24 protein-coding genes and 1 pseudogene are annotated in these 23,897 nt (G+C 44.6%); 6 read left to right on the top strand and 19 right to left on the bottom strand.

The genetic code is table 11. The annotated features are described in order from the left end of the window. Positions 1 to 204 precede the first annotated feature (204 nt). Positions 205 to 1,674: a decarboxylating NADP(+)-dependent phosphogluconate dehydrogenase gene (gene gnd / locus AC3RV5_RS11815; protein ID WP_489727849.1), complete on the bottom strand. Its 1,470-nt coding sequence runs from the start codon at positions 1,672 to 1,674 to the stop codon at positions 205 to 207. Positions 1,675 to 2,057: 383 nt separating this feature from the next. Here gnd and AC3RV5_RS11810 point away from each other — a divergent pair, with 383 nt between their 5' ends. The 4 genes and pseudogenes from AC3RV5_RS11810 to AC3RV5_RS11795 all read left to right on the top strand — a co-directional run bounded on the left by AC3RV5_RS11810 (position 2,058) and on the right by AC3RV5_RS11795 (position 6,538). Beyond that, the gene (locus AC3RV5_RS11810) at positions 2,058 to 3,350 is read left to right on the top strand and encodes a tyrosine-type recombinase/integrase (protein WP_489727848.1); all 1,293 of its coding nucleotides are present in this window, start codon (positions 2,058 to 2,060) and stop codon (positions 3,348 to 3,350) included. A 967-nt stretch (positions 3,351 to 4,317) separates the two neighbouring features. Further along, positions 4,318 to 5,547 (top strand): PRC-barrel domain-containing protein, encoded by a 1,230-nt coding sequence (locus tag AC3RV5_RS11805; protein WP_489727847.1) that lies wholly within the window; start codon positions 4,318 to 4,320, stop codon positions 5,545 to 5,547. A 416-nt stretch (positions 5,548 to 5,963) separates the two neighbouring features. After that, a pseudogene (locus tag AC3RV5_RS11800) lies at positions 5,964 to 6,122 on the top strand (IS5/IS1182 family transposase); the annotation flags it as partial. A gap of 101 nt (positions 6,123 to 6,223) precedes the next feature. After that, entirely contained in the window at positions 6,224 to 6,538 is a 315-nt protein-coding gene (locus tag AC3RV5_RS11795) for a DUF1840 domain-containing protein (RefSeq protein WP_489727846.1), read from the top strand. 557 nt (positions 6,539 to 7,095) lie between these two features. Here AC3RV5_RS11795 and AC3RV5_RS11790 read toward each other — a convergent pair. Beyond that, a complete protein-coding gene (locus AC3RV5_RS11790; protein WP_489727845.1) occupies positions 7,096 to 8,856 on the bottom strand; it encodes an alpha-amylase family glycosyl hydrolase in 1,761 nt (586 codons plus the stop codon). Positions 8,857 to 9,149: 293 nt separating this feature from the next. On the opposite strand from AC3RV5_RS11790, the gene AC3RV5_RS11785 reads away from it, so the two are divergent. Next, on the top strand, positions 9,150 to 9,662 hold the full coding sequence (locus tag AC3RV5_RS11785) for a hypothetical protein (protein WP_489727844.1): 513 nt from the start codon (positions 9,150 to 9,152) through the stop codon (positions 9,660 to 9,662). A gap of 190 nt (positions 9,663 to 9,852) precedes the next feature. Here the strand turns inward: AC3RV5_RS11785 and AC3RV5_RS11780 are convergent, their stop codons facing one another. From AC3RV5_RS11780 to yceD, 14 genes are all read right to left on the bottom strand, one after another. Beyond that, positions 9,853 to 10,017, bottom strand: a complete 165-nt coding sequence (locus AC3RV5_RS11780) for a DUF1328 domain-containing protein (protein WP_489727843.1) — start codon at positions 10,015 to 10,017, stop codon at positions 9,853 to 9,855. A 323-nt stretch (positions 10,018 to 10,340) separates the two neighbouring features. Further along, positions 10,341 to 11,120 carry a TatD family hydrolase gene (locus AC3RV5_RS11775; protein ID WP_489727842.1) on the bottom strand — a complete coding sequence of 260 codons (780 nt, stop codon included), beginning with the start codon at positions 11,118 to 11,120 and terminating at the stop codon, positions 10,341 to 10,343. Between the two features lie 47 nt (positions 11,121 to 11,167). Next, the gene (holB, locus tag AC3RV5_RS11770; RefSeq protein WP_489727841.1) at positions 11,168 to 12,049 is read right to left on the bottom strand and encodes a DNA polymerase III subunit delta'; all 882 of its coding nucleotides are present in this window, start codon (positions 12,047 to 12,049) and stop codon (positions 11,168 to 11,170) included. Position 12,050: 1 nt separating this feature from the next. Next, on the bottom strand, positions 12,051 to 12,680 hold the full coding sequence (tmk, locus tag AC3RV5_RS11765) for a dTMP kinase (protein ID WP_489727840.1): 630 nt from the start codon (positions 12,678 to 12,680) through the stop codon (positions 12,051 to 12,053). 10 nt (positions 12,681 to 12,690) lie between these two features. Continuing rightward, a complete protein-coding gene (gene mltG, locus AC3RV5_RS11760; RefSeq protein ID WP_489732146.1) occupies positions 12,691 to 13,692 on the bottom strand; it encodes an endolytic transglycosylase MltG in 1,002 nt (333 codons plus the stop codon). 18 nt (positions 13,693 to 13,710) lie between these two features. Continuing rightward, positions 13,711 to 14,532, bottom strand: a complete 822-nt coding sequence (gene pabC, locus AC3RV5_RS11755) for an aminodeoxychorismate lyase (RefSeq protein WP_489727839.1) — start codon at positions 14,530 to 14,532, stop codon at positions 13,711 to 13,713. A gap of 116 nt (positions 14,533 to 14,648) precedes the next feature. After that, the gene (gene fabF, locus AC3RV5_RS11750) at positions 14,649 to 15,887 is read right to left on the bottom strand and encodes a beta-ketoacyl-ACP synthase II (RefSeq protein ID WP_489727838.1); all 1,239 of its coding nucleotides are present in this window, start codon (positions 15,885 to 15,887) and stop codon (positions 14,649 to 14,651) included. 77 nt (positions 15,888 to 15,964) lie between these two features. Then, complete coding sequence (gene acpP, locus AC3RV5_RS11745; protein WP_006993870.1) at positions 15,965 to 16,204, bottom strand: acyl carrier protein; 240 nt, start codon at positions 16,202 to 16,204, stop codon at positions 15,965 to 15,967. Positions 16,205 to 16,387: 183 nt separating this feature from the next. Further along, positions 16,388 to 17,125, bottom strand: coding sequence for a 3-oxoacyl-ACP reductase FabG (gene fabG / locus AC3RV5_RS11740; RefSeq protein ID WP_489727837.1), 738 nt, complete (start codon positions 17,123 to 17,125; stop codon positions 16,388 to 16,390). 17 nt (positions 17,126 to 17,142) lie between these two features. Next, positions 17,143 to 18,072, bottom strand: a complete 930-nt coding sequence (gene fabD, locus AC3RV5_RS11735) for an ACP S-malonyltransferase (RefSeq protein ID WP_489727836.1) — start codon at positions 18,070 to 18,072, stop codon at positions 17,143 to 17,145. A 48-nt stretch (positions 18,073 to 18,120) separates the two neighbouring features. Continuing rightward, entirely contained in the window at positions 18,121 to 19,080 is a 960-nt protein-coding gene (locus tag AC3RV5_RS11730; protein WP_489727835.1) for a beta-ketoacyl-ACP synthase III, read from the bottom strand. Further along, entirely contained in the window at positions 19,081 to 20,109 is a 1,029-nt protein-coding gene (gene plsX / locus AC3RV5_RS11725; RefSeq protein ID WP_489727834.1) for a phosphate acyltransferase PlsX, read from the bottom strand. 12 nt (positions 20,110 to 20,121) lie between these two features. After that, positions 20,122 to 20,292: a 50S ribosomal protein L32 gene (rpmF, locus tag AC3RV5_RS11720; protein WP_489727833.1), complete on the bottom strand. Its 171-nt coding sequence runs from the start codon at positions 20,290 to 20,292 to the stop codon at positions 20,122 to 20,124. Positions 20,293 to 20,302: 10 nt separating this feature from the next. Then, on the bottom strand, positions 20,303 to 20,830 hold the full coding sequence (yceD, locus tag AC3RV5_RS11715) for a 23S rRNA accumulation protein YceD (protein ID WP_489727832.1): 528 nt from the start codon (positions 20,828 to 20,830) through the stop codon (positions 20,303 to 20,305). A 124-nt stretch (positions 20,831 to 20,954) separates the two neighbouring features. Between yceD and AC3RV5_RS11710 the strand changes: the two genes are divergently transcribed. Beyond that, positions 20,955 to 21,554 carry a Maf family protein gene (locus AC3RV5_RS11710; protein WP_489727831.1) on the top strand — a complete coding sequence of 200 codons (600 nt, stop codon included), beginning with the start codon at positions 20,955 to 20,957 and terminating at the stop codon, positions 21,552 to 21,554. A 1-nt stretch (position 21,555) separates the two neighbouring features. On the opposite strand, the gene rfbD is transcribed toward AC3RV5_RS11710, so the two are convergent. Genes rfbD through rfbA form a run of 3 tightly spaced genes read right to left on the bottom strand, consistent with a single transcriptional unit; the run spans position 21,556 to position 23,895 of the window. After that, entirely contained in the window at positions 21,556 to 22,425 is an 870-nt protein-coding gene (rfbD, locus tag AC3RV5_RS11705; protein ID WP_489727830.1) for a dTDP-4-dehydrorhamnose reductase, read from the bottom strand. 39 nt (positions 22,426 to 22,464) lie between these two features. Then, positions 22,465 to 23,013, bottom strand: coding sequence for a dTDP-4-dehydrorhamnose 3,5-epimerase (rfbC, locus tag AC3RV5_RS11700; protein WP_489727829.1), 549 nt, complete (start codon positions 23,011 to 23,013; stop codon positions 22,465 to 22,467). Beyond that, positions 23,014 to 23,895 (bottom strand): glucose-1-phosphate thymidylyltransferase RfbA, encoded by an 882-nt coding sequence (gene rfbA, locus AC3RV5_RS11695; RefSeq protein WP_489727828.1) that lies wholly within the window; start codon positions 23,893 to 23,895, stop codon positions 23,014 to 23,016. Between the last annotated feature and the right edge of the window lie 2 nt (positions 23,896 to 23,897).

Genomic DNA, 23,897 nt, shown 5'->3' with positions numbered 1-23,897 from the left:
TCGCGAGATTATCAGTGGCGTTAATAACCGAATGCTTGGTTGGTATCTTATTGTTTAAAAGTGTTAGTGAGAGCCTAATACTTATGGTCGTATAATTAGCGTTATACGACCATAAGAGCTATTTCCTCGGTGACGAAGTTCAATTCTTCGACCAGGAGGTCGAAGACGTTAATTATCAAATACTACGACTGTGTTTGAGAATCACTACACATCATAGGTTGTTGATGCTGTATCGCCGCCACGGCCAGTCCAATTAGTATGAAAAAACTCCCCTCTAGGTTGGTCAGTACGCTCATAAGTATGGGCACCAAAATAATCACGTTGCGCTTGCAACAAGTTGGCAGGTAAACGGGCTGTTCGAAAGCCATCGAAGTAGGTTAATGCTGAACTTAAACATGGAATGGCAATGCCGTTGGCCACGGCCGTACCGACCACCCTCCTCCATCCAGCTTGAGAAGATACAACGGTATCTCTGAAGTAAGGTGTTAATAATAAGTTTTCTAGCTCTGGCTCGGCGTCATACGCTTCTTTAATTTTTCCTAAAAACGCAGAACGAATAATACAACCGCCCCGCCACATTAACGCTATGCCCCCATAATTTAGCTCCCAAGAATACTCCTTTGCTGCTTCTTGCATGAGCATGTAGCCTTGTGCATAAGAGACAATTTTGGCTGCCAATACCGCTTGTCTTAGGCTCTCAATAAATTCCGCTTTATCGCCGTCAAAATGAATATCTGGACCGGAAATGACTTTCGAAGCAGCAACTCGCTGTTCTTTTTTAGCCGAAATACAACGAGCAAATACGGCGTCGGCAATTAAGGTTAAAGGCACGCCTAAATCAAGGGCAGTTATACCTGTCCATTTACCAGTACCTTTTTGTCCAGCAGTATCCAGAATTTTTTCAACTAGCGCGTCGCCATTTTCATCTTTAAAGGCGAAGATATCTTTAGTTATATCAATTAGGTAGCTATCCAACTCCGTTGTATTCCATTGGGCAAACACTTTCTGTATTTCGTCAGAGCTTAAACCTAATACCACCTTCATTAGTTGATATGCTTCACAAATTAGTTGCATATCACCATACTCAATGCCGTTGTGAACCATTTTGACAAAATGCCCGGCACCAGCATCGCCCACCCAATCGCAACAGGGAACTACTTCATTACCATTATCATCAGCAACTTTTGCAGAAATAGATTGGAAAATATCTTTAACCAACGGCCAGGCTTTTTTTGAACCGCCAGGCATAATTGAAGGTCCGTTTAACGCCCCTTCTTCACCACCGGACACACCGGTACCAATATATAACAAGCCTTTGCTTTCTAAATATTTTGTTCGTCTGTTCGAATCAGGAAAATGGGTATTACCGCCGTCAATAATGACGTCGCCTTGGGCAAGAAACGGAATTAATTGCTCGATAAAATCATCTACTGCTTGGCCTGCCTTTACCATTAACATCACTTTTCTTGGGGTGGCCAGTGAGGCAACCAGGCTTTGAACACTGTCTGCACCGCGGATGTTTTTGCCTTGAGCACGACCGGCAATGAATTTTTTTACCTTCGAGTAACTTCTATTATATGCCGTTACGGTAAAACCTTTTGACTCCATGTTGAGGATCAAATTTTCACCCATAACCGCTAAACCCACTAAACCAATATCCGACTTGCTTTTCATATCACGTTCCTTACTAACCTGTTCAAACGTATGATTTTATTTAATCTTTATTGAACAATTTCAAAAAATTTTTACTTAATGTATGCACGTTGAAATTATTTCCTTCTGCACGCAATAGTGCATTTTTTCAATAATACAGAATGTACTTAAGCTGACGACTCGAACGCATAATAACCTAATAAAATGACTGCGGGTCTTAACCCAATGCCAAACATAACAAGTAAACACCCAAGTGAGAACAATTCACTATGCAATAAAAATTTATTGCATAGTTGCTGAGCGTCAAAAGGCTGCTAAAGAGGTGTCAGGGGGACGGAGTATCCGCTGGTATCGGTATAGCTATGTTAGATAAGTGAATTTAACCAAATGATGATGTAAACTGGATGAATATACAGTTAAAATTAGTTAAATGTGTTTTCCAAATTTCTGAACATGCCATGTCCCAAAATTTCATGCCGTTATTCCCCCATGCAGATCAGCTCGAACTGGGAGTGGATTATATTAATCAATGTATCACTCGTCTCGACAGACGTATTCCTGATGCAGCTTATAGTTACGAATTGGCGATTGAGTACCTGGCAGAGAATCGCTTCAACGCCAATAATTTCAAATCAATTCGCGGTGAATTGAATTTGTTGTTTAACTGGGCTTGGTTTGAATGTGGTGTTTCTATTGCCCAGATCGATCGCATTACTTTGCGCAAGTTTATCGACTTTTGTAATCAACCCCCTGCCCACTTGATCGCCCGTACTTCCTATCCATTTTTTATCACCGATGTGCATACTGAATTGGTGCAAGCCAATCCTAAATGGCAACCTTTTGTAAATCGTAGTATGGGCAGATATATACGCAAAACAACAACCTTAAAGGCCCAACTTTCACTTTTAAGCAGCTTTTTCTTATTCCTAAACGACGTGGAATATCACGATAAGAACCCGGCAGCCATATTGTTACGTAGGTTAAACGTTAACAATACCCATGTAACTGAAAGTGAAGATGGTGAAAAGGCATTAAGCACACTGCAATGGCACAATGTGTGGGAGGTGGTTAATGAGTTGGCGCAAGAGCAGCCAGAAAAACACCAACGAAGCCGCCTGCTACTCGCCCTACTCTACTTGCTCTATCCGAGAGTTTCCGAAATAGCGGCGCGGCCAGGATTTACCCCATTGATGAGCAATTTTTTCAAACATAGAAGCGGTAACTGGGTATTTAAAATTCCCCGTAGTAAAGGGGGAAAAAGCCGCATCATCCCCTGCCCAAATGAACTTTTACAGTGTTTAATACGCTATCGTCAGTATCTTGGGTTGAGTGAACTGCCACAACCAGACGAACAAATCCCGCTGTTTGTAAGGCATAAGGCTGCCACTCACGGCCGTGATACCGGTATCTTAGATGCCCAGTTGGGCGTAGAAGCTATTCGGGGTATTGTGCGCGAGGTTTTTGAGTTAACCGCTGACAGACTGACCAATGATGACCCCTATGAAGCTCAGGAATTACGCCATTTCAGTGTGCACTCGCTGCGCCATACCGGTATATCAACTTCTATTGCAGTTGGTACACCTTTGCAGGTGGTTATGAAAAATGCGGGCCATGCCAATTTATCGACCTTGTCTATTTATATTAGTGCGAATTTGCAGCAACAAGTTGCCGCTACTGTCGAGCGAAAACTATCGTAGCTCAAATCTGTTCTGACAGCTTGAGGTTGGGGTTCGACTATCTTGAAAGTCCCCAATGAGCGATCTATAGGCGCTTGGGTAACGGCAACCATTTAGCATATGTTAGTCCAAGAGATTTTTTTCAAAGAACTCGACCCCACAGCTCCTTAGAGTGAAAGGATTGCATCACTATTTTTTTTCAGTGTCAGTACTATCTTTGAGTTCTTCTAAGGATATTTTTTACACGACTTCATAAAATGTTTTAGCGCTTGCCATATCATTAACCTAAATTTCAAACCAAGTGACTAGATTCGGCCCTATGACTATATATCCTGTTTTATCAGTATTATTTATTGTTGTTTTGCTCAACATGTTGTTTGAAATAGTCTACCGACCTTGTTTTTGTTGCTTGCTGGAGTGCTCATCGTCAGCATCGAAACTTTGCCGCACTTTGATGACATGCGCCGTTTCAACGAAAGTGGTGTACCTTATGACCGTCTTCAAATGCATATTCAATGACTTGGTGCGTTTCAATTTTTGTAAATAAACCCGTAAAGTCAAACCGCACCTAGCCATCATTGGCCTCCATGCAATAATTAAAGTGCCCCTTTAGTTTCAGGTGAATATTTGCATTTGGGCCAATTCCTTCATCGGTGGCGTAAATCCAATGCGTGATATCTTTAGGGCCTCCCATGCTTTCCATACGGTTTTAGTGGCGTATTTACCGTTGTGTTGAATCCATAGACACTTATTGTTCGATTACCGCTCCCTCGATCTAAAAAATATGAAATTTTAGCGGGGTATCTATCCTGACTCGGGTGGTTGGTTGCAGTCACTTATTAAAATGGAGAAACAGATTACTGAATAAACGACATAATATTTGATTGTCTTTAGAGGAGGCATCTATCTTGAAAAATTCGGTTCCTGTCGCATAATGTAAAAAGTGCAACGTAGTTTTTTATTAACCTGCAGACAAATGGAAATTATCATGAAAATTAATAAACGAACTTTAGCAATATCAATACTTATTAGCAGCATGACTTTTTATGGTCAAGCATTTGCAGAGACACAAGGCAAAATGCAGGAAGATAAGTCGACAAGTAAAGCTAAGATGATGAATTCATCTGAGAATAACTTTGAAAGTTCTGTTGAATATGGTAAAAATCGCGCCGCGCAAAGCAGCTACCATGCTCGAGCTAGCGAACTTATCGGTCAGACAGTTGAAAGATCTAATGGCGATAGTATTGGTGAAATTGATGATTTAGTTTTTTCAGATACTGACAGTACGATAATGGCAATTATTTCGGTCGGCGGCTTTTTAGGCATGGGTGAAAAATTTGTTGCGGTTCCTTATAAAGAATTGCGCGTAAGTGCAGATGGTGATCAAGTCTATCTTGACTCAACTGAAGAGGCATTAAAATCCAAAGCTGAATTTACTTACAATGAAGGCGAAACTTCCGGCCAAATGATGAGAAACGCGAGAATGAAAATGGCCGCCAATAAACGCCGTACGATGTATGACAATTCAGTCATGTATGATCAAAAACGAGATGCCAAAAGTGCTTACCATGTACGTGCTAGTGAGCTTATTGGCGAAACGGTAGAGCAACGTGACGGCGACAATATCGGTGAAATCGATGATTTAGTCTATGCCGGTACTGATAAAAAACTCATGGCAATTATATCAATCGGTGGGTTTTTAGGCTTGGGAGAAAAACTGATTGCTGTACCGTACAACGAACTTCGCGTTAGTGATGGTGGTGACGATGTTTTTCTCAATTCGTCTTCAGAAAACTTAAAAGCGCAAGCCGAGTTTAAATACAACGACGGTGAAAATACCGGTAAACAGATGAGAATGAGTCGAGAAAATGCCTCATCTAATGCTCGTGAAAGCGAGTTTGCTAATTCAGTTGAGTATGGTAAATATCGTGATGCTAAAAGCCTTTATAAAATCCGTATCAGTGAAATCATTGGTGAAACCGTTGAAAGTGCCAATGGTGATAACCTTGGAGAAATCGACGATGTTGTTTATTCAAGAACGGACGAAAAACTCATGGCAATTATCTCAGTGGGTGGTTTCTTAGGAATGGGCGAAAAGCTCGTTGCTGTGCCTTATGACCAGCTCCGTGTGAGTGCTGATGGTGATGATCTCTATTTTGATTCAACTAAGGACGCATTAAAATCGATGACTTCTTTTAAATACAGCGACGATGATTAAATAGCCCATGATGGTAAGTTGAAGCTGTTTTTCCCTTTGTGGCGCGGTTACCGTCGCTCTGATGTTAATATTAGCCGCAAAAGCGCCGTAAAATCGAGTGTGAGTCAGTCTCGGTGGAGGTACCCGCCGAGACACCACGTAAGGAATCAGCAACCTGTTTGGCGTTAGTAGATTTTCTGGAAAAAACTTAAAACGTCGCGTCGCCTTTTTGAACGCTTGAACGCTTGAACGCTTGAAAGCGTTTTCTTCGCTGGTGACAGTCTGCTATCAACACAAAATCGAAATACAAAATACAGTTTTTTTGACGCGTAAACAAAGTCGCTATGTCGGGACAAAGCGGACATACAAATACAGTTTAACTGTGTTACCGCCAAGTTATTTTTTTGTATCTTAATTACCAAGCGATTCTGTCGTTTGAGGTGTTGTGGTTGTTGGGTCGTCTACAACCTGATTTTGAGGCCATCGCTGATTTAAGATAGAACAAAGGCAAAGGTATTAAGCGTGCATGCCGAGCGTTTGACGAGCTGTGTCGTGAAATGAATATGTTCTCAGATGTTTTGGTGGCGATTGACGGTATGCAGACCATGAACCCACAAAATTAATGCCTGTTGTATAGATTAGGCATAGCGTTTATTCTTCCTATAATCATTGAGCAAACCTTAAGAGAGAACTGATCATGCTAGTAATTTTTTCCAGTCCGGCCAGTGCCAACATAACGATGTTCGGAGATGTGGCAGTCGAATTGCTAAAAATGATGGGGCATAGCGGTACCGTGCCCAGTGCGATATTTGCAAAAGATGTTCCGGCTGCACTGGCGCATCTGGAAGCTGCGATCGAAGCAACGAAGCAACAACCTGAACCGGAAGTGTCTGAAGACGATAACGAGGAAGCTTCTTTGGTCAGTCTCTCTCACCGTGCTTTACCTTTGATCGATTTGCTGAAGGCAGCAGCAAAGGACGAGAGTAACGTGAGTTGGACAGGCAACAGCTAGCCCATTTGCGCTCGTTATGCTGAAATCATTAACATTATGATGGCATCATGACTAAAAATGTATTTACCACACAATTTTACTAATATTGCTTTAATAATTAAGTGCCATTCAGTTCAAAGTCAGTTTAAGTGAGTTGCGTTTAAAATCAGTTGGTGACTATTCGGAGTTGGCACGAAACGACTTAAATGTTCACCCTTGGCGAGAACGTCCGCCAAGGGCTTACCAATATATTGAATACAGCCTGATGGTTATCGACAAAATAACGAGCAATTATTACGCCATCCATTTAATTTTAGCATCGCGTTGACCAGAACAGGTGTCGCCGAAAACTCAGTTAAACGTATATTACAAAACAGGGATACAAAATTAGTTACAGTCACCTTTTTTATAGTTAAAACTTAATGATGAGATACGCTAGAATCAATCCTCAAAGAGCTTTGAACCATATTAGCAAAACTAAAACGTGTAAGTTTTTCACATAGTTTGGAAAACATTACGGGCTAAATGTAATGGGCCCACCAGGAACGAACTAACTCGCACCTGGTTAGCCTGTTAATTTATTTTTGGCTGAAAATCAGGACTTGATAAGGCTCAATTGTCAAGGTGCTTTGCGGCTCTTCATCCATGCCGGTAAAGGCAAAGGTATCAGGCTCATGATAACCGTTGTGCCAATTAAACACACATTGCCAATGTTGTTGAACGATATCATTTAGTTGGTAGTTTTCATGGCGTTGATTTTTAAAGTTAATCAGTACCAATACCTTACCTTCGTCATTATCTTCTGGGTCGCGCAGGTACACTAAGATCTTATTGTCGTGATCCTGATGCACAAAAGTAATCAGTTCAGCACTTAACCCCGCCGCATTTTTACGTAAATCGATCAGGCTTCGGTAAGCTTTATTGAGTTGCGGGAATTTTTCCAGTCTTGCCCAATCAATGGGATCCTGATCGTTAAACCACAGATCTTCAAGTAATTCCTGACCTTGGAATAACATCGGGATCCCAGGAGCTGTCAGGGTTAAAGCCGCCCCAATTACCGAGCGCTGACGGGCGAAATAGTCCTTATCAACATTGCCTGGGGCTATCTCCTCGGCTAGCCTGGCACTCCCGTTGGCTACTTCGTCATGAGATTCAACATACACCACACGATTAAATGCTTGGTCACTGTAGCGTCTGGATAAAGCCTTGATGACAATATGTAAATCCCTTGCTTGATCTTCGGGTTGAGTAAGTACTTCACGGATCGGGTGTACAAAATCGGCATCCCACTGGGCCCCATACCCCAGACCGCCGTCATCGGTAAAATCGCTGACAAAATCATTACCATGTAAGTCTTCAGCAATCATTAATTTATGGGCAAAACGTTTTTTGGCTTCACTGTTAATCCAACGGATCAGCTCGTACGCTTCTTGGATGCTATCTTCAGGTAATTCACTACCCGAGACTGAGCGCATATAGGGGATCATATCCATACGCAGGCCATCCAGACGAAACTCTTCTAGCCACATCATGGCGTTGTCAAAGATATACTGCCTGACTTGTGGTCTGCCATAGTCAGGCCGGGTGTCGCCCCACGGCGTGTCACTGCGCCAGTCATTATAAAAATAGATGCCCCCTTTGCCATTTTCAGACCAGCCGTCGAATTGCCACAGATGCAGATCGCTGGGGCCGAAGTGGTTGTATACGACATCCAGAATAACCCCGATATTGCGGCTATGTGCTTCACGGATAAAATCTTTAAGCCCATTAGGTCCGCCATAAGCTTCTTCTACAGCAAACGGATAGGCCGGATTATAACCCCAACTAAAGTCACCGGCGAATTCATTAACTGGCATGAGTTCGATACAGTTAATGCCTAATTGCGCCAAATAATCCAGCTTTTCGATTGCAGAACTAAAGGTTCCTGGTCCCGATCCTTCGTCGCTATCAAGGCGGTTAAAGGTGCCTATGTGTAGCTCATAAATAACCAGTTTATCCCAAGAAGGTAACGTAAAATCAGTGGCTGGCCATTGATAATCGTCATCATAAACGACCGATGCTCCTACACTGTTAGTCATCAGTCTGCTGCGAGGATCATTACGTTTTAACACCTTACCTTGGGCATCGCAGATATCAAATTGATATTGCTGGCCGTTTTGCAAGTCATCTATGGTAGCTTGCCAGATGCCTTTTTCACCTGAAGCAAGTGCGATCCCCTCTTCGGCCCAATCGTTAAATTCCCCGCGTATGGATACGGATGTCGCATGGGGGGCCCACACTTTGACCTGATACCCCTTAGCTAGTTTGAATAAACCTGGATTATCTTGGGGATTTGACATGTTTTTTCCTTAAATTTACATATGATTGTGAAAATGGATTGTAGGCTGTACTTCTCTTTGATGAGGTACTTAAGCTTAAATTGCGCCAACTTGCCAGAGCGTCAATGTTGGTAATACCCCCGAATTATAGGTTTTATAAATCCCTACTGATCCACTCCATTTAAATACGTCCTTTCAGGTGTCTAAAACTGGCATAGCAATTGCGCAGTACGAATATCAGAAACAACAAAAACGATACAAAACCAAATTATCGATAGTGAGGCACTATTGATAGACAAAGGAGAGGATCAGTAATGAACAGCCATATACGCGGTAAAGTTAGCGCAATTTACGCCAATGAACAGCAAGCAAAATCAGCGCTAAAGGCCATCATGAGCAAAATGTCGCTCGCTCAGAAACAAATCAGTCTCGTACCACCCAACGATGTAAATTATGATCGTAAGATAGAGCCCAATGACAAAAAGGTGGGTCGTACGTTAATTAAAAGCCATGTGAATTTTGGTATTTGCGGCGCATTGGTGGGGCTGGCAGGGGGGATAATACTGGGCATTTACGGGCCGATCTATACTCAGTCTAGTCCAGGATTAACGGTGGCAGCTCTTGTGATAATGGGGCTTTTTGCCGGTTTAATGATTGCAGGGTTAGTCTCGTTGCGCCCGGATCAGGATGCAGTGGTGAACGCGACGCGACAAGCGACCCAAGACGCCAAATGGGTAGTTATAATACATACAGAAAATCATCAACAAACCGAACAAGCCAAGTCCCAGCTTGAGCAAAGTGCAGAATCCGTCTCCGCCAGTTTTTAATATCAGTTGCGGGGCACTGGCTAAATGCAACGCTAAGCGTTAGACACCTTGCCCCGGTTTTTAGATTAAATAAATTAATGGTCGAAACGAAACGACCCATTATCACAACGCAATGTATGGAATATAAAAAAAGAGACTAATAAGCCTCTTTTTTATATTTTAATACTCCGTTCTTTGGAGTATTAAATCGCTATTTACCCCGAACGAGATTCATAACAACCGAGATCACTAACAATAAAAGAAATACAAAAAAGATGATCTTGGCTATTCCAGCCGCGGAACCCGCCACGCCGCCAAATCCCAATACTGCAGCAACCAGTGCGATAACTAAAAATATAAGCGCCCAACGTAACATGATAATTTCCTTTTTTAACGAGTAGGAACTTTATTAAGGCTTAAATCGTGCCATATTGATATTAACAGCTGTGTGCCTTACAACACATAGGCTCAATAGGTACTGTCAATTACTGAGATGAAAAAATAAGCATAATAAATGAAATTTTCTCATATCAAATTTACCTTTTTACACAATGTCTTGCTGGCGAGCCTGGCGAAGCAGTATAAGGGAAATTATTGGCTCTTTAGGGTAGCTCAATAATTTTGGAGCAGGATAAGATGATATGCAATGCACCCTCCACTATTCGCTGACTTCTGCCCAAACCTTGACGATTATATTGACTATTGCGAGCTCGAAGGCGCAATATTAAACAAATCATAAAAATTCTGACTGGTTACCTTAGCCAATTCAGCCACAGATATACCCTTCAAATTGGCAATAAACTCCCCTACTTCCCGCACATAGCCAGGCTGGTTAGGTTTACCCCGATATGGTACCGGAGCCAACCAGGGCGAATCTGTCTCAATCAGCAGCTTTTCTAACGGGATTTTTTTGACAACCTCTTGTAATTCGGTGGCAGTTTTAAACGTTACTATGCCGGATATCGAAATATACAGACCTAACTCTATGGCCGCTTGTGCCATTGGCCAATCCTCTGTAAAACAGTGCAATACACCGCGGGTCTCGGCCTGTTTATGTTTCTTTAACAATTCAATCGTGTCGCCGCGGGCGTCCCTGGTATGGATGATCAACGGTTTATTCAGTTTGTTGGCTACCTTAATATGATCAACAAAAGAACTGACTTGCACGTCTTTTGTATCGGCACTGTAAAAGTAATCCAGGCCAGTTTCCCCTATTGCTACCACTTCGTCTTTAGAGGCCATCGCCAACAGTTCTTCGTAACTACAGGCGTCTTCCTGATGTAAGGGATGCACGCCACAGGACGCCGAAACGTTGGCAAAAGGACGAATGGTTTCGAGCATGGCCGGGAAGTCTTTAACTGACACCGATACACACAAAAAGTGTTCAACTCCCCGCTGTTCGGCGAATTGTATAATTTGGGCTAACTCTTGGGGACTTTTTTCCAAGCGATCTAAATGACAATGAGAATCTACAAACAAAGGGATATCCTAAATAATGAGCGGAAAACAATTAAGTTGAGCACTTTTTACTCTAACAAGTTTTGTAATACATTAGCCAGCAGCAGGGTTTTATTGATCCCCGGGTGGGCAAGTTGCGCCGCAGCGTGAATGCAAGCCTGATGCATGGCCCATAACATTTCAGGGCGTTGTTGTTGCTGCTTCATCTGTTCGCTTAGCCAATATTGCAACCATTTGACTACCGTTTCTGGATGTTCTTGCCACTTAGTGGCAAGCTCCGCGGTACCTATATCACCAGCGCGTAATCCACTGATCCCATCAAGGACGTGTTGATAAGTGATTTTCGGTGGATGATTGAGCTGCTCAAGCAAAATTAGCGGTGAGCTGACATACATACTCAGCAAAGCAGGGTCCGGGGATGACGCTCCCTGCATAGACAACCAGTTGATACAAGTATCAGTATTCGGACTGGGCAATAATACTTTTTCACAGCGGCTGCGGATAGTCGCTAACAAACGATCTGGTTTGTGGGTCAGCAGCAGTAAAAATGTATTGTTGGTCGGCTCTTCCAAGGTTTTCAGCAAGGCATTAGCACTGGATTCAGTCATAGTATGGGCCGCATGTATTATTAGTACCTTAGCCCCGGATAACTGGGATGAACCACTGAGGTTACGAATTGCCTCACGAATAGAATCCACCCCGATTTGTTTATCGGAGATGATCTCGTATAAATCCGGGTGATTCCCCGCCGCCAGCAATAGACATGACTGGCATTCATTACAAGGTTCGCTGGTATGGCGCCGAGAACATAATAAGTAACGCCCCAAGAATTGGGCAAACTCCGTCTTGCCTATACCTACGGCACCTTGTAATAACAGGGCATGGTGAAGCTTATGCCGCTGAACCCGGGCACAAAGTTGGTTAATACTCGGTTGTAGCCAGGGATACATGTTATTGAGCCAGAAATTGTTGCATAAAATGTTTAATCTGAGCATGCACTTGTTCGATGGGCTGCATGGTATCCACGATTTCACACGCCGGATTTTGTTCCGCAAGGGCTAGATAACGCGCCCGAGTGCGGTGGAAAAACTGGATGTCGGTTTGTTCAATTCTGTCCAATTCACCCCGTCCCCTGGCCCGCTTTAACCCTTCTTCGGGCTCCACATCCAGATACAAGGTAAAATCAGGGATAAACCCTTTTAGGGTGATGTGTCGTAGCGGCTCGATAAGTTCGTCGGCAATTTGACGTCCTCCGCCTTGATAAGCCCGAGATGACATGTCATGTCTGTCCCCTAAAACCCAGTTACCTTGTTGCAAGTTAGGGTGGATCACATTGTGCAGCAATTGGGCGCGGGCCGCATACATCAGCAGCAATTCCGCTTCGACCGTTACGGTTTCATCTTGCCAATGTTGTTTCACGCAATGGCGGATGGCTTCTGCCATGGGTGTCCCCCCTGGCTCTCTGGTACAAATCAGAGTTTGTCCCGCGGCTTCAATACAGGCTTTTATTATACTCACGGCGGTACTTTTACCCGCACCTTCGAGCCCTTCAATGACAATAAACTTACCCTTTGGCTTCAAAACGACTTTCCTATCTTTTTAACTGATATTGGCGCACTGCTTGGTTATGTTCCTGCAACGACGCTGAGAAATGATGGCTGCCGTCTCCTTTTGCCACAAAATACAGATCCTCTGTGGTAGCAGGGTTGAGGGCTGCGTATAACGCTAGCTTACTGGGCATCGCAATGGGCGTAGGGGGTAAACCTTTTATCACATAGGTATTGTAGGGGGTGGGTGTTTTAAGATCTTTGCGCCTAATATTACCGTCAAAGTTCGCACCTATTCCGTAAATCACAGTGGGATCCGTTTGTAATCGCATGTTTAAGCGCAAGCGATTGACAAAAACGCCGGCGATACGTTCACGCTCATCCGGTTTGCCCGTTTCTTTTTCAATAATTGACGCCATAATGAGTGCTTCATAAGGGCTCTCGTAGGGCAAGTCTTGTTGTCTATTAAGCCACAACTCCGCCAATACCTGTTGCATCCGGGTGTATGCACGCAACACTATTGCATCCACCGAAGTGTGATTTATAAAGTGATAAGTATTAGGTAGCAGCCAGCCTTCTAACGATTGCCCCCTCGTTTGCTGAGCAATTTTCGTAGCTGTCTGTTCAAACTCAGCGGAAACCTGCAAATTCGGATGAGCCAATAATTGTTTACGCCAGTCTTGCCATCTGAAACCTTCAACCAGGGTGATAGCAAATTGTTTTTCTTTGCCGCTGGCGATAAGGGTGAAGACATCTAACGCGTTCATGCCTGGTGTCAGCTCGTAGGTGCCGGTTTTTACGGATGACAGTGCAGGTAACACTTTGAGCATCAGCTTCACTGCGAGTGTGTGATCAAGCAATTGCTGCTTTTTAAGTTGAGCTAAAATTGAATTGGCAAATTGCCCTCTTTCCACCGTCAAAAGCCGGGGCTCAGCCAGGTTAAGGGGTTGGTAAGCCTGCTGTTTTAAATAGTAAAAGCTCCCTAACGCAGCGACAACAATAAACACGGATACTAGCAGCAGGAATTTTAGAATATGAGATTTCAGCAAGTGACTACCTGAATATTAAACAGCATAAGTGCTTACCTTTTGTTGAAGTGTGTGGATCAAATGGCTGTGGTAATAAGCACGATGTCCATCATTGAATTCAATTGCATTGACTGGCACCACTCCCATTAAGCTGTTGCAGACAAACACCTCGGAAGCTTGTTGTAATATGTCTAGACTGTTACGACACTCAAGGATTTGACTACCCATGGCCTTGAATAACTCGATGACATGGTTACGCATAACCCCTTCAACTCCCGAGTATGATAGCGAGGGGGTAAACCAGGTATCATCCTTATGCCAAAACAAGTTACCTGCTGAAGTCTCGACTATCAGGTTATCTGTATCCATCACAATGCAGTCATGAAATGCGTCTTGCTCCAACTCTCGTTTTACTAATACTTGCTCTAACCGGTTGAGGTGTTTCAAACCTGCCAAAAGCGGTTGTTTAGCCAAAGTGATCGTACTGACATTGAGCTCAATACCGTTATTGCGCCAGGTGGAATAATGCGCTGGCATATCATGCCGGGTGATAATGTAACTCGGGTTTCCTGTACCCGCTATGCCATACCCTCGCCCACCTTCTCCCCGGCTGATCATGACTTTGATAACACAGCTTTGGTAATTGTGTGCTAATTCGAATACCCAGTGGCGCAACTCATCCCAACGTTCAAATGCAATATATAATCTATCGCAACTGTTTTTGAGTCGTGTTAGGTGAGCTTCCCAGTGAGCCACATCACCAAAATCAACGGCCATGGTCGTAAAACAACCATCGCCGTACTGGGTGGCGCGATCAGCTATGTTTATTTGAGTAGTTTGTTGTCCGTTAACAATCATTGGTTTGGCGAAAATCCACTTTTAACATTTATTGCGCTGATTAAAAAAGCCTGTAATAGCAAATGATATTACAGGCTTAGACTTGATACTATTAAAGATCGTTAGTGCTTGCCAGTTTAAACTTTTTTGAATAATAACGAGCCGTTAGTACCACCAAAACCAAAGGAATTACATAAAGCATAATCCATTTTTATGGCCTTGGCTTGATGAGGCACAAAGTCAAGATCACAACCTTCCCCCGGATTGTCCAAGTTAATGGTCGGCGGAGCTACCTGATCCCGTAGTGCCAGGATAGTGAAGATCGCTTCGATGGCACCGGCCGCCCCAAGCAAATGCCCGGTCATGGATTTGGTTGAGCTCACCAAGACTTTGTTGGCATGACGGGCAAACACGCTTTTCAATGCTGCTACTTCGGCAATGTCACCGGCAGGTGTGGAAGTGCCGTGGGCATTAATATATCCAATCTGTTCGGGGTTGATGCCAGCATCTTTGAGGGTGTTGCGCATGGATGCTGCCGCACCTTCTCCATTTGCCGGCGGCGAAGTCATATGATAAGCATCACCACTCATGCCAAAACCCACCAACTCAGCGTAAATTTTTGCGCCACGGGCCTTGGCAAATTCGTACTCTTCGAGCATCACTACTCCAGCTCCCTCTCCCATGACAAAACCGTCGCGATCTTTATCCCAAGGGCGACTGGCTATTTGCGGCGAGTCATTGCGGGTGGACAATGCGCGTGCAGCGGCAAAACCACCTAAGCCAAGTCGGCAAATGGAGGCTTCTGCCCCGCCCGCCAGCATGGCATCTGCATCACCGTAGGCTATGGTGCGAGCGGCTACGCCTATATTGTGCACGCCGGTTGTACAGGCGGTAACAATATTCAGATTGGGGCCTTTTAAACCTTCCATAATAGACAAGAAGCCTGAAATCATATTGGTTATGGTGGCTGGCACAAAAAACGGTGAGATACGCTTAGGTCCGAATTCCAACATCTTACTGTGATTTTCTTCGATTAGACCTAAGCCACCTATACCCGAACCAATTGCCACACCAACGCGGTCGGCATTTTGTTCGCAGATAACCAAACCCGAATCGGCCAATGCTTGTCTACCCGCAGCAACCCCGAACTGGATAAACCTGTCCATTTTTTTGGTTTCTTTTTTGGGGATGTATTGCTCAGCATCAAAGTTTTTTACTTCCCCTGCAAAATGGGTAGTAAATTCAGATGCATCAAATGCAGTAATTTGATCGATACCACTTTGACCCTTGACGATATTATCCCATGTAGAGGCAAAATCATTGCCCACAGGTGATAGGACGCCAAGACCGGTTACAACAACCCGACGTTTAGCCACATTGGCCTCCGAACGTTATTAAAATTGGTAGTTATAGAAATGATAAACGGCTCAGGAAGAGCCGTTTTTAAAACTTATTACGCGTCTTTGTGAGCGTTAACGTAGTCAATGGCAGACTGAACAGTTGTGATTTTTTCTGCTTCTTCATCAGGAATTTCTGTATCGAATTCCTCTTCTAAAGCCATAACCAATTCAACTGTGTCCAGAGAATCCGCACCTAGATCATCAACAAACGAGGCTTCTGATTTTACTTCTTCTTCTTTAACACCCAGTTGCTCAATGATGATTTTTTTAACGCGTTCTTCGATGTCACTCATAATTCTAGTTTTCCCTTAAAAGTCGCTAGATATAAATTTTGAGTAGTGTATTCACCAACCCACTGCCTTGCAAGCAAGACTGTAAAGTTTTTTACTGGTCGAACCACATGAAAATCCATATTAATAAACAAAATTTTTACAATCAAGTAAAGCTTCAGCACATAGTAGCACCTATTACTTTTCTTAACCCATAAACATTCCACCATTTACATGCAGAGTTTCCCCTGTGATGTAAGCGGCTCCTTCACTGGCTAAAAAGCCAACCGTAGCGGCAATCTCTTGAACTGAGCCCAACCGATTTGCCGGAATATCTTTAAAGATAGCATCTCGCTGATCATCCGATAACGCCTTGGTCATATCGGTATCGATAAAACCAGGCGCGACCACATTCACCGTAATACCGCGAGATGCTACTTCTCGAGCCATGGACTTGCTAAAGCCAATGACCCCTGCCTTCGCTGCGGCATAATTTGCTTGTCCGGCGTTTCCTGTGCTGCCAACCACTGAACCAATATTAATGATTCTGCCCCAGCGTTTTTTCATCATGCCACGTAACACCGCTTTTGACATACTAAAAACCGAGCTTAGATTGGTATTTAAAATATCTTGCCATTCGTCATCTTTCATACGCATGAGTAAATTATCCCGGGTGATCCCGGCATTATTAACCAGGATATCAATCACCCCAAATTGCTCACTCACATCGCTGAGCAGGGTTTTCATTGATTCGGCATCTGAAACGTTTAATACCATGCCCTTACCGTTTTCACCCAGGTACGCACTGATAGCCTGAGCGCCAGACGCCGAGGTTGCGGTGCCAATTACCGTCACACCGTCAGCCAACAAACGCTCGGCAATTGCTTTACCTATGCCCCGGCTGGCGCCTGTGACCAAGGCTATTTTTCCTGTTAATCCAGACATTGAATACTCTCTGTTAATTAGTGAATGGCTGATACTGAATCGGCACTGTTTACCGCTTCACAGCTCAAGGATTTATCAATACGCTTGATCAGACCGGTCAGTACCTTGCCTGGACCGATTTCATATAGTTCAGCGGTGCCTAATGAGGCTAATTTCTGCACCGATTCGGTCCACCTGACTGGGCTATATAATTGTTTGGTAAGTGCCAACTTGATTTGCTCCCCAGAACTTTGTACCGCGACATCAACGTTGTTGATAATTGGCACGGTCGGAGTGGAAAAATCAATATTTTCAAGCATAGTGGCCAGCATTTCTGCGGCGGGTCGCATTAAAGCGCAGTGGGAAGGCACGCTAACCGCCAGTGGCAAGGCTCGTTTTGCGCCAGCTGCTTTACATAGCGCAGCCGCTTTTTGTGCAGCTTCGGCATTGCCGGCAATCACAACCTGGCCAGGAGAATTAAAATTCACCGCAGAGACCACTAAGCCAGTCTCCGTTTCAGCCTGCTGACAACAGGTTTGCACCTTATCATCGGCCAAACCTATGATGGCGTACATGGCTCCTACCCCTTCAGGTACAGCTAACTGCATAAAGCGGCCTCTGGCTTCCACCAAGCGTATGCCGTCTTCAAATTTTATCACCCCGGCACAAACCAAAGCAGAATACTCCCCAAGACTGTGTCCCGCCATGTAATCAGGCAGGTCGATTTCTTGGGCTTCCAGTGTTTTATAAATAGCGTAACTTGCTGCCAATAAGGCAGGCTGGGTAACATGGGTCTGATTCAAAGTCTGGTCCGTATCGTTTTGCACGACGTCCCATAAATCGTAACCCAGGACAAGGCTTGCCCTGTCAAATGTTTGCTTAACCTGGGGGAATTTCTCCGCCATATCCGCTAACATACCCACTGATTGTGATCCCTGACCAGGGAACACCCAGGCGCGTTTTGTCATACTGCTTCCTTCAAAAGAATTAACAAAATAATTTTAATATATCGTTGCTTAATAACGTACCAGGGCCGAAGCCCAGGCAAAACCGCCACCAAAGGCTTCTAACAATAAGTGTTGCCCGCGTTTAATACGGCCATCGCGGATCGCTTCGTCCAAAGCCGTGGGTACCGTAGCTGCCGAGGTATTACCATACTTTTCTAATGTGATAACCACCTGATCCAGCGACATGTCCAATTTCTTAGCCGTCGCTTTAATAATTCTAAAATTAGCTTGATGAGGTACCAGCCAGTCTAAATCTGATTTCTGCATATTATTGGTCGCTAAGGTATCTTCTACGACTTGGCTTAACTTGGTCACCGCCACCTTGAATACTTCATTGCCTTTCATGGAGCCCCAGTTTTCGTGTATAGACAGCTCGTCTCCACGGGTTGGGTTACCCACAGTTAATAAATCGCCGAATGATCCGGCGGCATGAATGTGTGTCGACAAGATCCCCGGCTCTTCACTGGCTTCAATAATAGTCGCCCCGGCGGCATCACCAAATAAAATCACCATGGTTCTGTCATTGGGATTGATCATACGGCTTAAACAGTCTGTACCTACTACCAGGATCCGCTTGGCCATGCCGGATTTTATGTATTGGTCAGCCACACTTAAGGCATAACAATACCCCGCACAAGCCGCGGCCACATCAAAGGCAGGGATGCCATCGATATCCAGCGCCTTTTGAATTTCACATGCAGTACTGGGGAAAGCATATCGACCACTGGTGGTGGCGCACACTATCATATCCAGGGATTTAGGATCGATACCTGCAGCTTCTATCGCTTTCTTGCTGGCTTCGGCGCCCATAGTAGCGGCGGTTTCATTGATACCTATAATACGTCTTTCTTTGATACCGGTGCGATCTGTAATCCACTCGTCAGACGTATCCACCATCTGACTTAAATCAGCGTTTGTACGTATCTCTTGTGGGTAGTAACTACCAGTACCAATTATTTTCGAATTCATTTATTCTGTGCGCTCCATCAATACGGCTTCGATTTTATCTTTAATTTTATTCGGAACTTGTCTGGTCACTTCTTGTACCGCCTCTCTAATGGCATACAAAAAGGCCTCGTCGGAGGCATTACCGTGGCTCTTTACCACTATTCCGCGCAATCCTATCAGACTCGCACCATTATACTGGTCGGGGTTCACTCGTAAATAAATCTTGCGCAATAAAGGCAGAGCTAATTTGGCCATGATCTTGGTCAGCATATTTTGACGTGCATCGCGTTTTACTTCTTCAATTAGCAACTTAACCAGCCCTTCGCATGATTTGAGTGCGATATTGCCGGTAAAACCGTCGGTGACAATCACGTCAGCCACCTCATTGAATATATTATCTCCTTCAATGAAACCGATGTAATTGATACTGGGCAGTGTGGCTAAAATTTTAGCTGCCTTTTTTATCTGCAAATTACCTTTAATTTGCTCCTGCCCCACATTTAGCAGCGCAACCTTAGGATAAGCGATACCGGATACATGTTCCGCCACCACAGAGCCCATTATGGCATTTTGCACCAACGCCTCGCTATCGCACTGCACATTGGCTCCAAGATCCAATAAATACACTTTTTTTCCCGACACTGTGGGTAAGGTTGAAATCAGCGCCGGACGCACAATACCTGGTAAGGTTTTTAAAACGGAATAAGCAATAGCTAGCAAAGCGCCAGTGTTACCGGCACTAACACAGGCATGGGCTTGTTGCTGGTCCACTAAATGAATGGCCCGGGCCATAGATGACTCTTTTTTATGGCGCAACGCCGAAACCGGACTTTCATCCATCAAAACTTGTTGTGCACAGTGTATTATAGAATAGCGGTTGGAATAGGAATTAGGATTTTCGGCAAGCCAGGCGTGGATAATGGGTTTATCGCCGCATAAGGTTAAGTTTAGCTGGGGGAATTCGTGCAGCGCCTTCATGGCTGCGGGTAGAGTAATATGGGGGCCGTTATCGCCCCCCATAATATCTAACGCTAAGGTTAGATGACTCAAAGTCGCCTCAAATTATAATGAGAGAACTTTTTTGCCTTTGTAGTAACCATCAGCAGTCACGTGATGACGAACATGCGTCTCACCTGATGTTGAATCTACAGACAAAGTAGTAGTACCCAACGAATCATGCGAACGACGCATGCCACGTTTAGAGCGGGTTTTACGATTCTTTTGTACTGCCATTAGTTTACTCCTAGTCTCGCTTAAGTTCTTTCAAAACCGCGAACGGGTTTGGACGCTCATCGATCGGTTCAATTTTTCCGAAACTCATGTCATCCCGCTTTCTAGCGCAATCCTCCTCTGCATGAAGGGCCACGATGGGCAGGGATAACATCAGCTCATCTTCAAATACTTGAAGTAAATTGATTTCTCCATGGTCATTGACCTCTACCGGTTCGTAAGTGTCCGGTAACTCATCGGTATCTTCATTGTCCAGACCCTGCACAGGACTGAAACAAAAAGATACATTTACTGGATGAGTAAAAACACCACCACATCTTTGACAGACAAGTGATGTTGTACAATGTAATTGACCCTCGAAGTAAGAAAGACCCTGCTCGTCTTTTAAGAACTTAACCTCAGCATCAATTTCATCGTCTATACCAGCGACAACCTCAAGCAGCCTCGGCATATCAGAAGCTAACATCATGCCCCGATATTCGGAGCGTTTTGTAGCACTTTTGACTGGGTCAAGTAGTTTGGGTAATTTCACTTTCTGCATAGCGCGCGCATCATAAAGGCTGAAGAGTGTTTAGTCAAAGAAAATATAACGATTAGTCCTATGTAATTTAAGCGAATTATGCTTTGATTTGATGACCTCAATTATATAACACGTCATCATTTTCATGAAACTAATTCTAGCCTCAACTTCAGCCTACCGACGTACCACCCTAAAAAAATTGCTGGTTCCCTTTGAATCGATAGCCCCCAGTGTGGATGAAAGCCCTGAGTTAACTGAGTCCCCACAAACCTTAGTGGCACGCTTAGCGTTGGCTAAAGCCAAAAATGTCGCCAAACACCACCAAGGTTTAATTATTGGCTCAGATCAGGTCGCCAGTGTTGATGGGCAAATTCTCGGTAAACCGGGCAACTTTGCCAATGCCGTGCAGCAACTGAGCTTTTTAGCCGCCAAAACCGTGATTTTCTATACGGGTTTGTGTGTATACGACTCAATAAGTAATAGACATGAAAGTTTAATCGAGCCCTTTAGTGTGACCTTTAAACCTTTAACTCAGTCGCAAATCGAAACCTATCTGGAAGCAGAACAGCCCTATGACTGTGCCGGCAGCTTTAAAAGCGAAGGATTGGGAATTTGTTTATTCACAAAACTGGACGGGCGCGATCCCAATACTTTAGTGGGTTTACCGCTCATTGGCTTGATCGAATTACTTGGAAAATTTGACTACGATATTTTTGCCCACATCAACCGCCCCGCCGGCGACTAAATTAACCTATCGTTTTCAGGGTATCCAACATAGCAGACAAGTGCATACGCCAATGTGTGCTTAATAGATCCGTAGCCTGTTCGGCTCTGGTTTTGTCCATCACCGAAAAATGCGGGCGTTTGGCCGGGGTGGGGAAAGCCGCGCTTAATATTGGCCGGATGGGGATGGCAGCCTGGAGCAGGCCTTTTTCCATGGCTAGCGCCTGAATAGCGACGGCAAAATCATACCAACTGGCAACGCCTGCGTCTGTCCAGTGGTAGGTACCGGAAATTTGCGGTTTGCTGGCCACTGCCCATAACCATTTGGCTAAGCCCCCGGCCCAACATGGGCTACCGACCTGGTCATAAACAATGCTCAGTTGCGGTTTTTCAGTCATCAGGCGCAACATGGTTTTCACGAAGTTATGGCCATGCACCGAATATACCCAGGCTGTGCGCACAATCACCGCATCGGCTAATATGTTTGTAATCGCTTTTTCACCAGCCAATTTAGACGCCCCGTAAACCCCAAGGGGGTGGGGTTGATCGTCCGTTTGATAGGGTGTGGTTTGATTACCATCAAACACAAAATCTGTTGATATCTGGATCAGACGGGCCTGATGGGTCAAACATGCCTGGGCGATGTACTTTGGTCCAAGGGCGTTGACCGCATAGGCATCTTCCTCTTCACCTTCTGCCTTATCTACCCCAGTATAAGCGGCAGCGTTGATCACCACATCTGGTTTGATGCTGGCTATGGCCGCATTGACCGCTGTCTCATTCCTGATATCCAGCTCTTCGGAGCCCAGTGCAATGCAATCCACACCATCGGGAATGCTCTGGGTTAACTCCCAACCCAGTTGGCCATTTTTGCCTGTTACCATAACTTTCATTGTGTTTTTCCGTATTTAAATGGCGCCAATCAATTTAGGCTAGGGAAATGTTGGTGCCTCGCAAAATGCCAAGCCGTTGGCATCTTTTGCCGATAAACTCGGTTGCTGGTCATTCACCAGTGGCCAGTGGATAGCCAATTGCGCATCATCCCAGCGCAAGGATACCTCTGATTGGGGATGGTAATAATCGGTACATTTATAAACGAACTCTGCCGTTTCGCTGGTGACATAAAAACCATGGGCAAAACCAGCAGGGATCCATACTTGCTTTTTATTGTCAGCGCTTAGTTCAACACCACACCATTTACCAAAGGTAGAAGAAGAGCGACGCATATCGATGGCCACATCATAGACACTGCCTTGGGTGACCCGCACCAACTTACCCTGGGTATGTTCAAGCTGGTAATGTAACCCCCGCAAAATACCTTGCACTGATTTACTGTGGTTGTCCTGAACTAAGGTTTCAACACCTGTTACTTCAGTAAAATAATCTGCACGGAAGGTTTCCATAAAAAAGCCCCGTTGGTCCCCAAACACCTTGGGTTCAAAAATCAACAGGTCGTTTAATGGTGTGTGAGTAATTTTCATCTATTCATAACCCCCTGCCACTTTGAGCAAATATTGACCATAGCCAGTTTTTTGCAAACTGTTGCCCTGTTTTAGCAAATGTTCGACATCCACCCACTTTTGGCGAAAGGCAATTTCTTCCAGACAGGCAACTTTTAAACCTTGTCTGTGTTCAATTGTTTGCACAAACTGGCCCGCATCTAATAAGGAGTCATGGGTGCCGGTATCCAGCCAGGCAAAACCCCGGCCCAATAGCGACACGTGTAAATCCCCGCGATGTAGATAGGCCAGGTTTACGTCTGTGATTTCAAGTTCACCACGGTGGGAGGGCTGGATATTTTTGGCAATTTCAATCACATCGTTATCATAAAAATACAAACCTGTAACCGCATATTGGGATTTTGGCTTGGCAGGCTTTTCCTCGATACTGATGGCTTTTTTATGTTCATCAAATTCGACCACCCCAAAACGCCCCGGGTCGGTTACGTGATAGCCAAAAACCGTGGCCCCAGTTTGCCGCGCCGTGGCCTGTTTGAGTTTGTCAGAGAAATGTTGCCCGTAAAAAATATTGTCGCCTAAAACCAGGCTGACATTATCGGTACCAATAAACGCTTCAGCGATAATAAAAGCCTGAGCCAAACCATCGGGACTGGGTTGCACTGCGTAGGTGATCTCTATGCCAAAAGTACTTCCATCACCCAATAAGCGTTGAAAATTTGCCTGATCTTCGGGGGTGGTTATGATCATCACCTCGCGGATCCCGGCCAGCATGAGTACAGATAAAGGATAATAAATCATCGGTTTATCATAGATGGGCAACAGCTGTTTAGAGGTGCCCTGGGTAATAGGATGCAAACGTGACCCTGACCCCCCGGCCAGAATAATCCCTTTATACTTAAGCATCT

The organism is Paraglaciecola sp. IT1134 (genome assembly GCF_058068185.1).
This window is presented reverse-complemented; position numbering and strand designations above follow the sequence as displayed.

Excerpts from the sequence above, each read along its gene's own strand:
- rpmF (WP_489727833.1), bottom strand. The coding sequence starts at position 20,292 with ATGGCAGTACAAAAGAATCGTAAAACCCGCTCTAAACGTGGCATGCGT.
- AC3RV5_RS11790 (WP_489727845.1), bottom strand. The coding sequence starts at position 8,856 with ATGTCAAATCCCCAAGATAATCCAGGTTTATTCAAACTAGCTAAGGGG.
- rfbA (WP_489727828.1), bottom strand. The coding sequence starts at position 23,895 with ATGCTTAAGTATAAAGGGATTATTCTGGCCGGGGGGTCAGGGTCACGT.
- AC3RV5_RS11785 (WP_489727844.1), top strand. The coding sequence starts at position 9,150 with ATGAACAGCCATATACGCGGTAAAGTTAGCGCAATTTACGCCAATGAA.
- fabD (WP_489727836.1), bottom strand. The coding sequence starts at position 18,072 with ATGACAAAACGCGCCTGGGTGTTCCCTGGTCAGGGATCACAATCAGTG.
- rfbC (WP_489727829.1), bottom strand. The coding sequence starts at position 23,013 with ATGAAAATTACTCACACACCATTAAACGACCTGTTGATTTTTGAACCC.
- AC3RV5_RS11805 (WP_489727847.1), top strand. The coding sequence starts at position 4,318 with ATGAAAATTAATAAACGAACTTTAGCAATATCAATACTTATTAGCAGC.
- fabG (WP_489727837.1), bottom strand. The coding sequence starts at position 17,125 with ATGTCTGGATTAACAGGAAAAATAGCCTTGGTCACAGGCGCCAGCCGG.
- pabC (WP_489727839.1), bottom strand. The coding sequence starts at position 14,532 with ATGATTGTTAACGGACAACAAACTACTCAAATAAACATAGCTGATCGC.
- rfbD (WP_489727830.1), bottom strand. The coding sequence starts at position 22,425 with ATGAAAGTTATGGTAACAGGCAAAAATGGCCAACTGGGTTGGGAGTTA.
- AC3RV5_RS11780 (WP_489727843.1), bottom strand. The coding sequence starts at position 10,017 with ATGTTACGTTGGGCGCTTATATTTTTAGTTATCGCACTGGTTGCTGCA.
- gnd (WP_489727849.1), bottom strand. The coding sequence starts at position 1,674 with ATGAAAAGCAAGTCGGATATTGGTTTAGTGGGTTTAGCGGTTATGGGT.
- holB (WP_489727841.1), bottom strand. The coding sequence starts at position 12,049 with ATGTATCCCTGGCTACAACCGAGTATTAACCAACTTTGTGCCCGGGTT.
- AC3RV5_RS11710 (WP_489727831.1), top strand. The coding sequence starts at position 20,955 with ATGAAACTAATTCTAGCCTCAACTTCAGCCTACCGACGTACCACCCTA.
- AC3RV5_RS11730 (WP_489727835.1), bottom strand. The coding sequence starts at position 19,080 with ATGAATTCGAAAATAATTGGTACTGGTAGTTACTACCCACAAGAGATA.
- acpP (WP_006993870.1), bottom strand. The coding sequence starts at position 16,204 with ATGAGTGACATCGAAGAACGCGTTAAAAAAATCATCATTGAGCAACTG.
- yceD (WP_489727832.1), bottom strand. The coding sequence starts at position 20,830 with ATGCAGAAAGTGAAATTACCCAAACTACTTGACCCAGTCAAAAGTGCT.
- AC3RV5_RS11810 (WP_489727848.1), top strand. The coding sequence starts at position 2,058 with ATGAATATACAGTTAAAATTAGTTAAATGTGTTTTCCAAATTTCTGAA.
- AC3RV5_RS11795 (WP_489727846.1), top strand. The coding sequence starts at position 6,224 with ATGCTAGTAATTTTTTCCAGTCCGGCCAGTGCCAACATAACGATGTTC.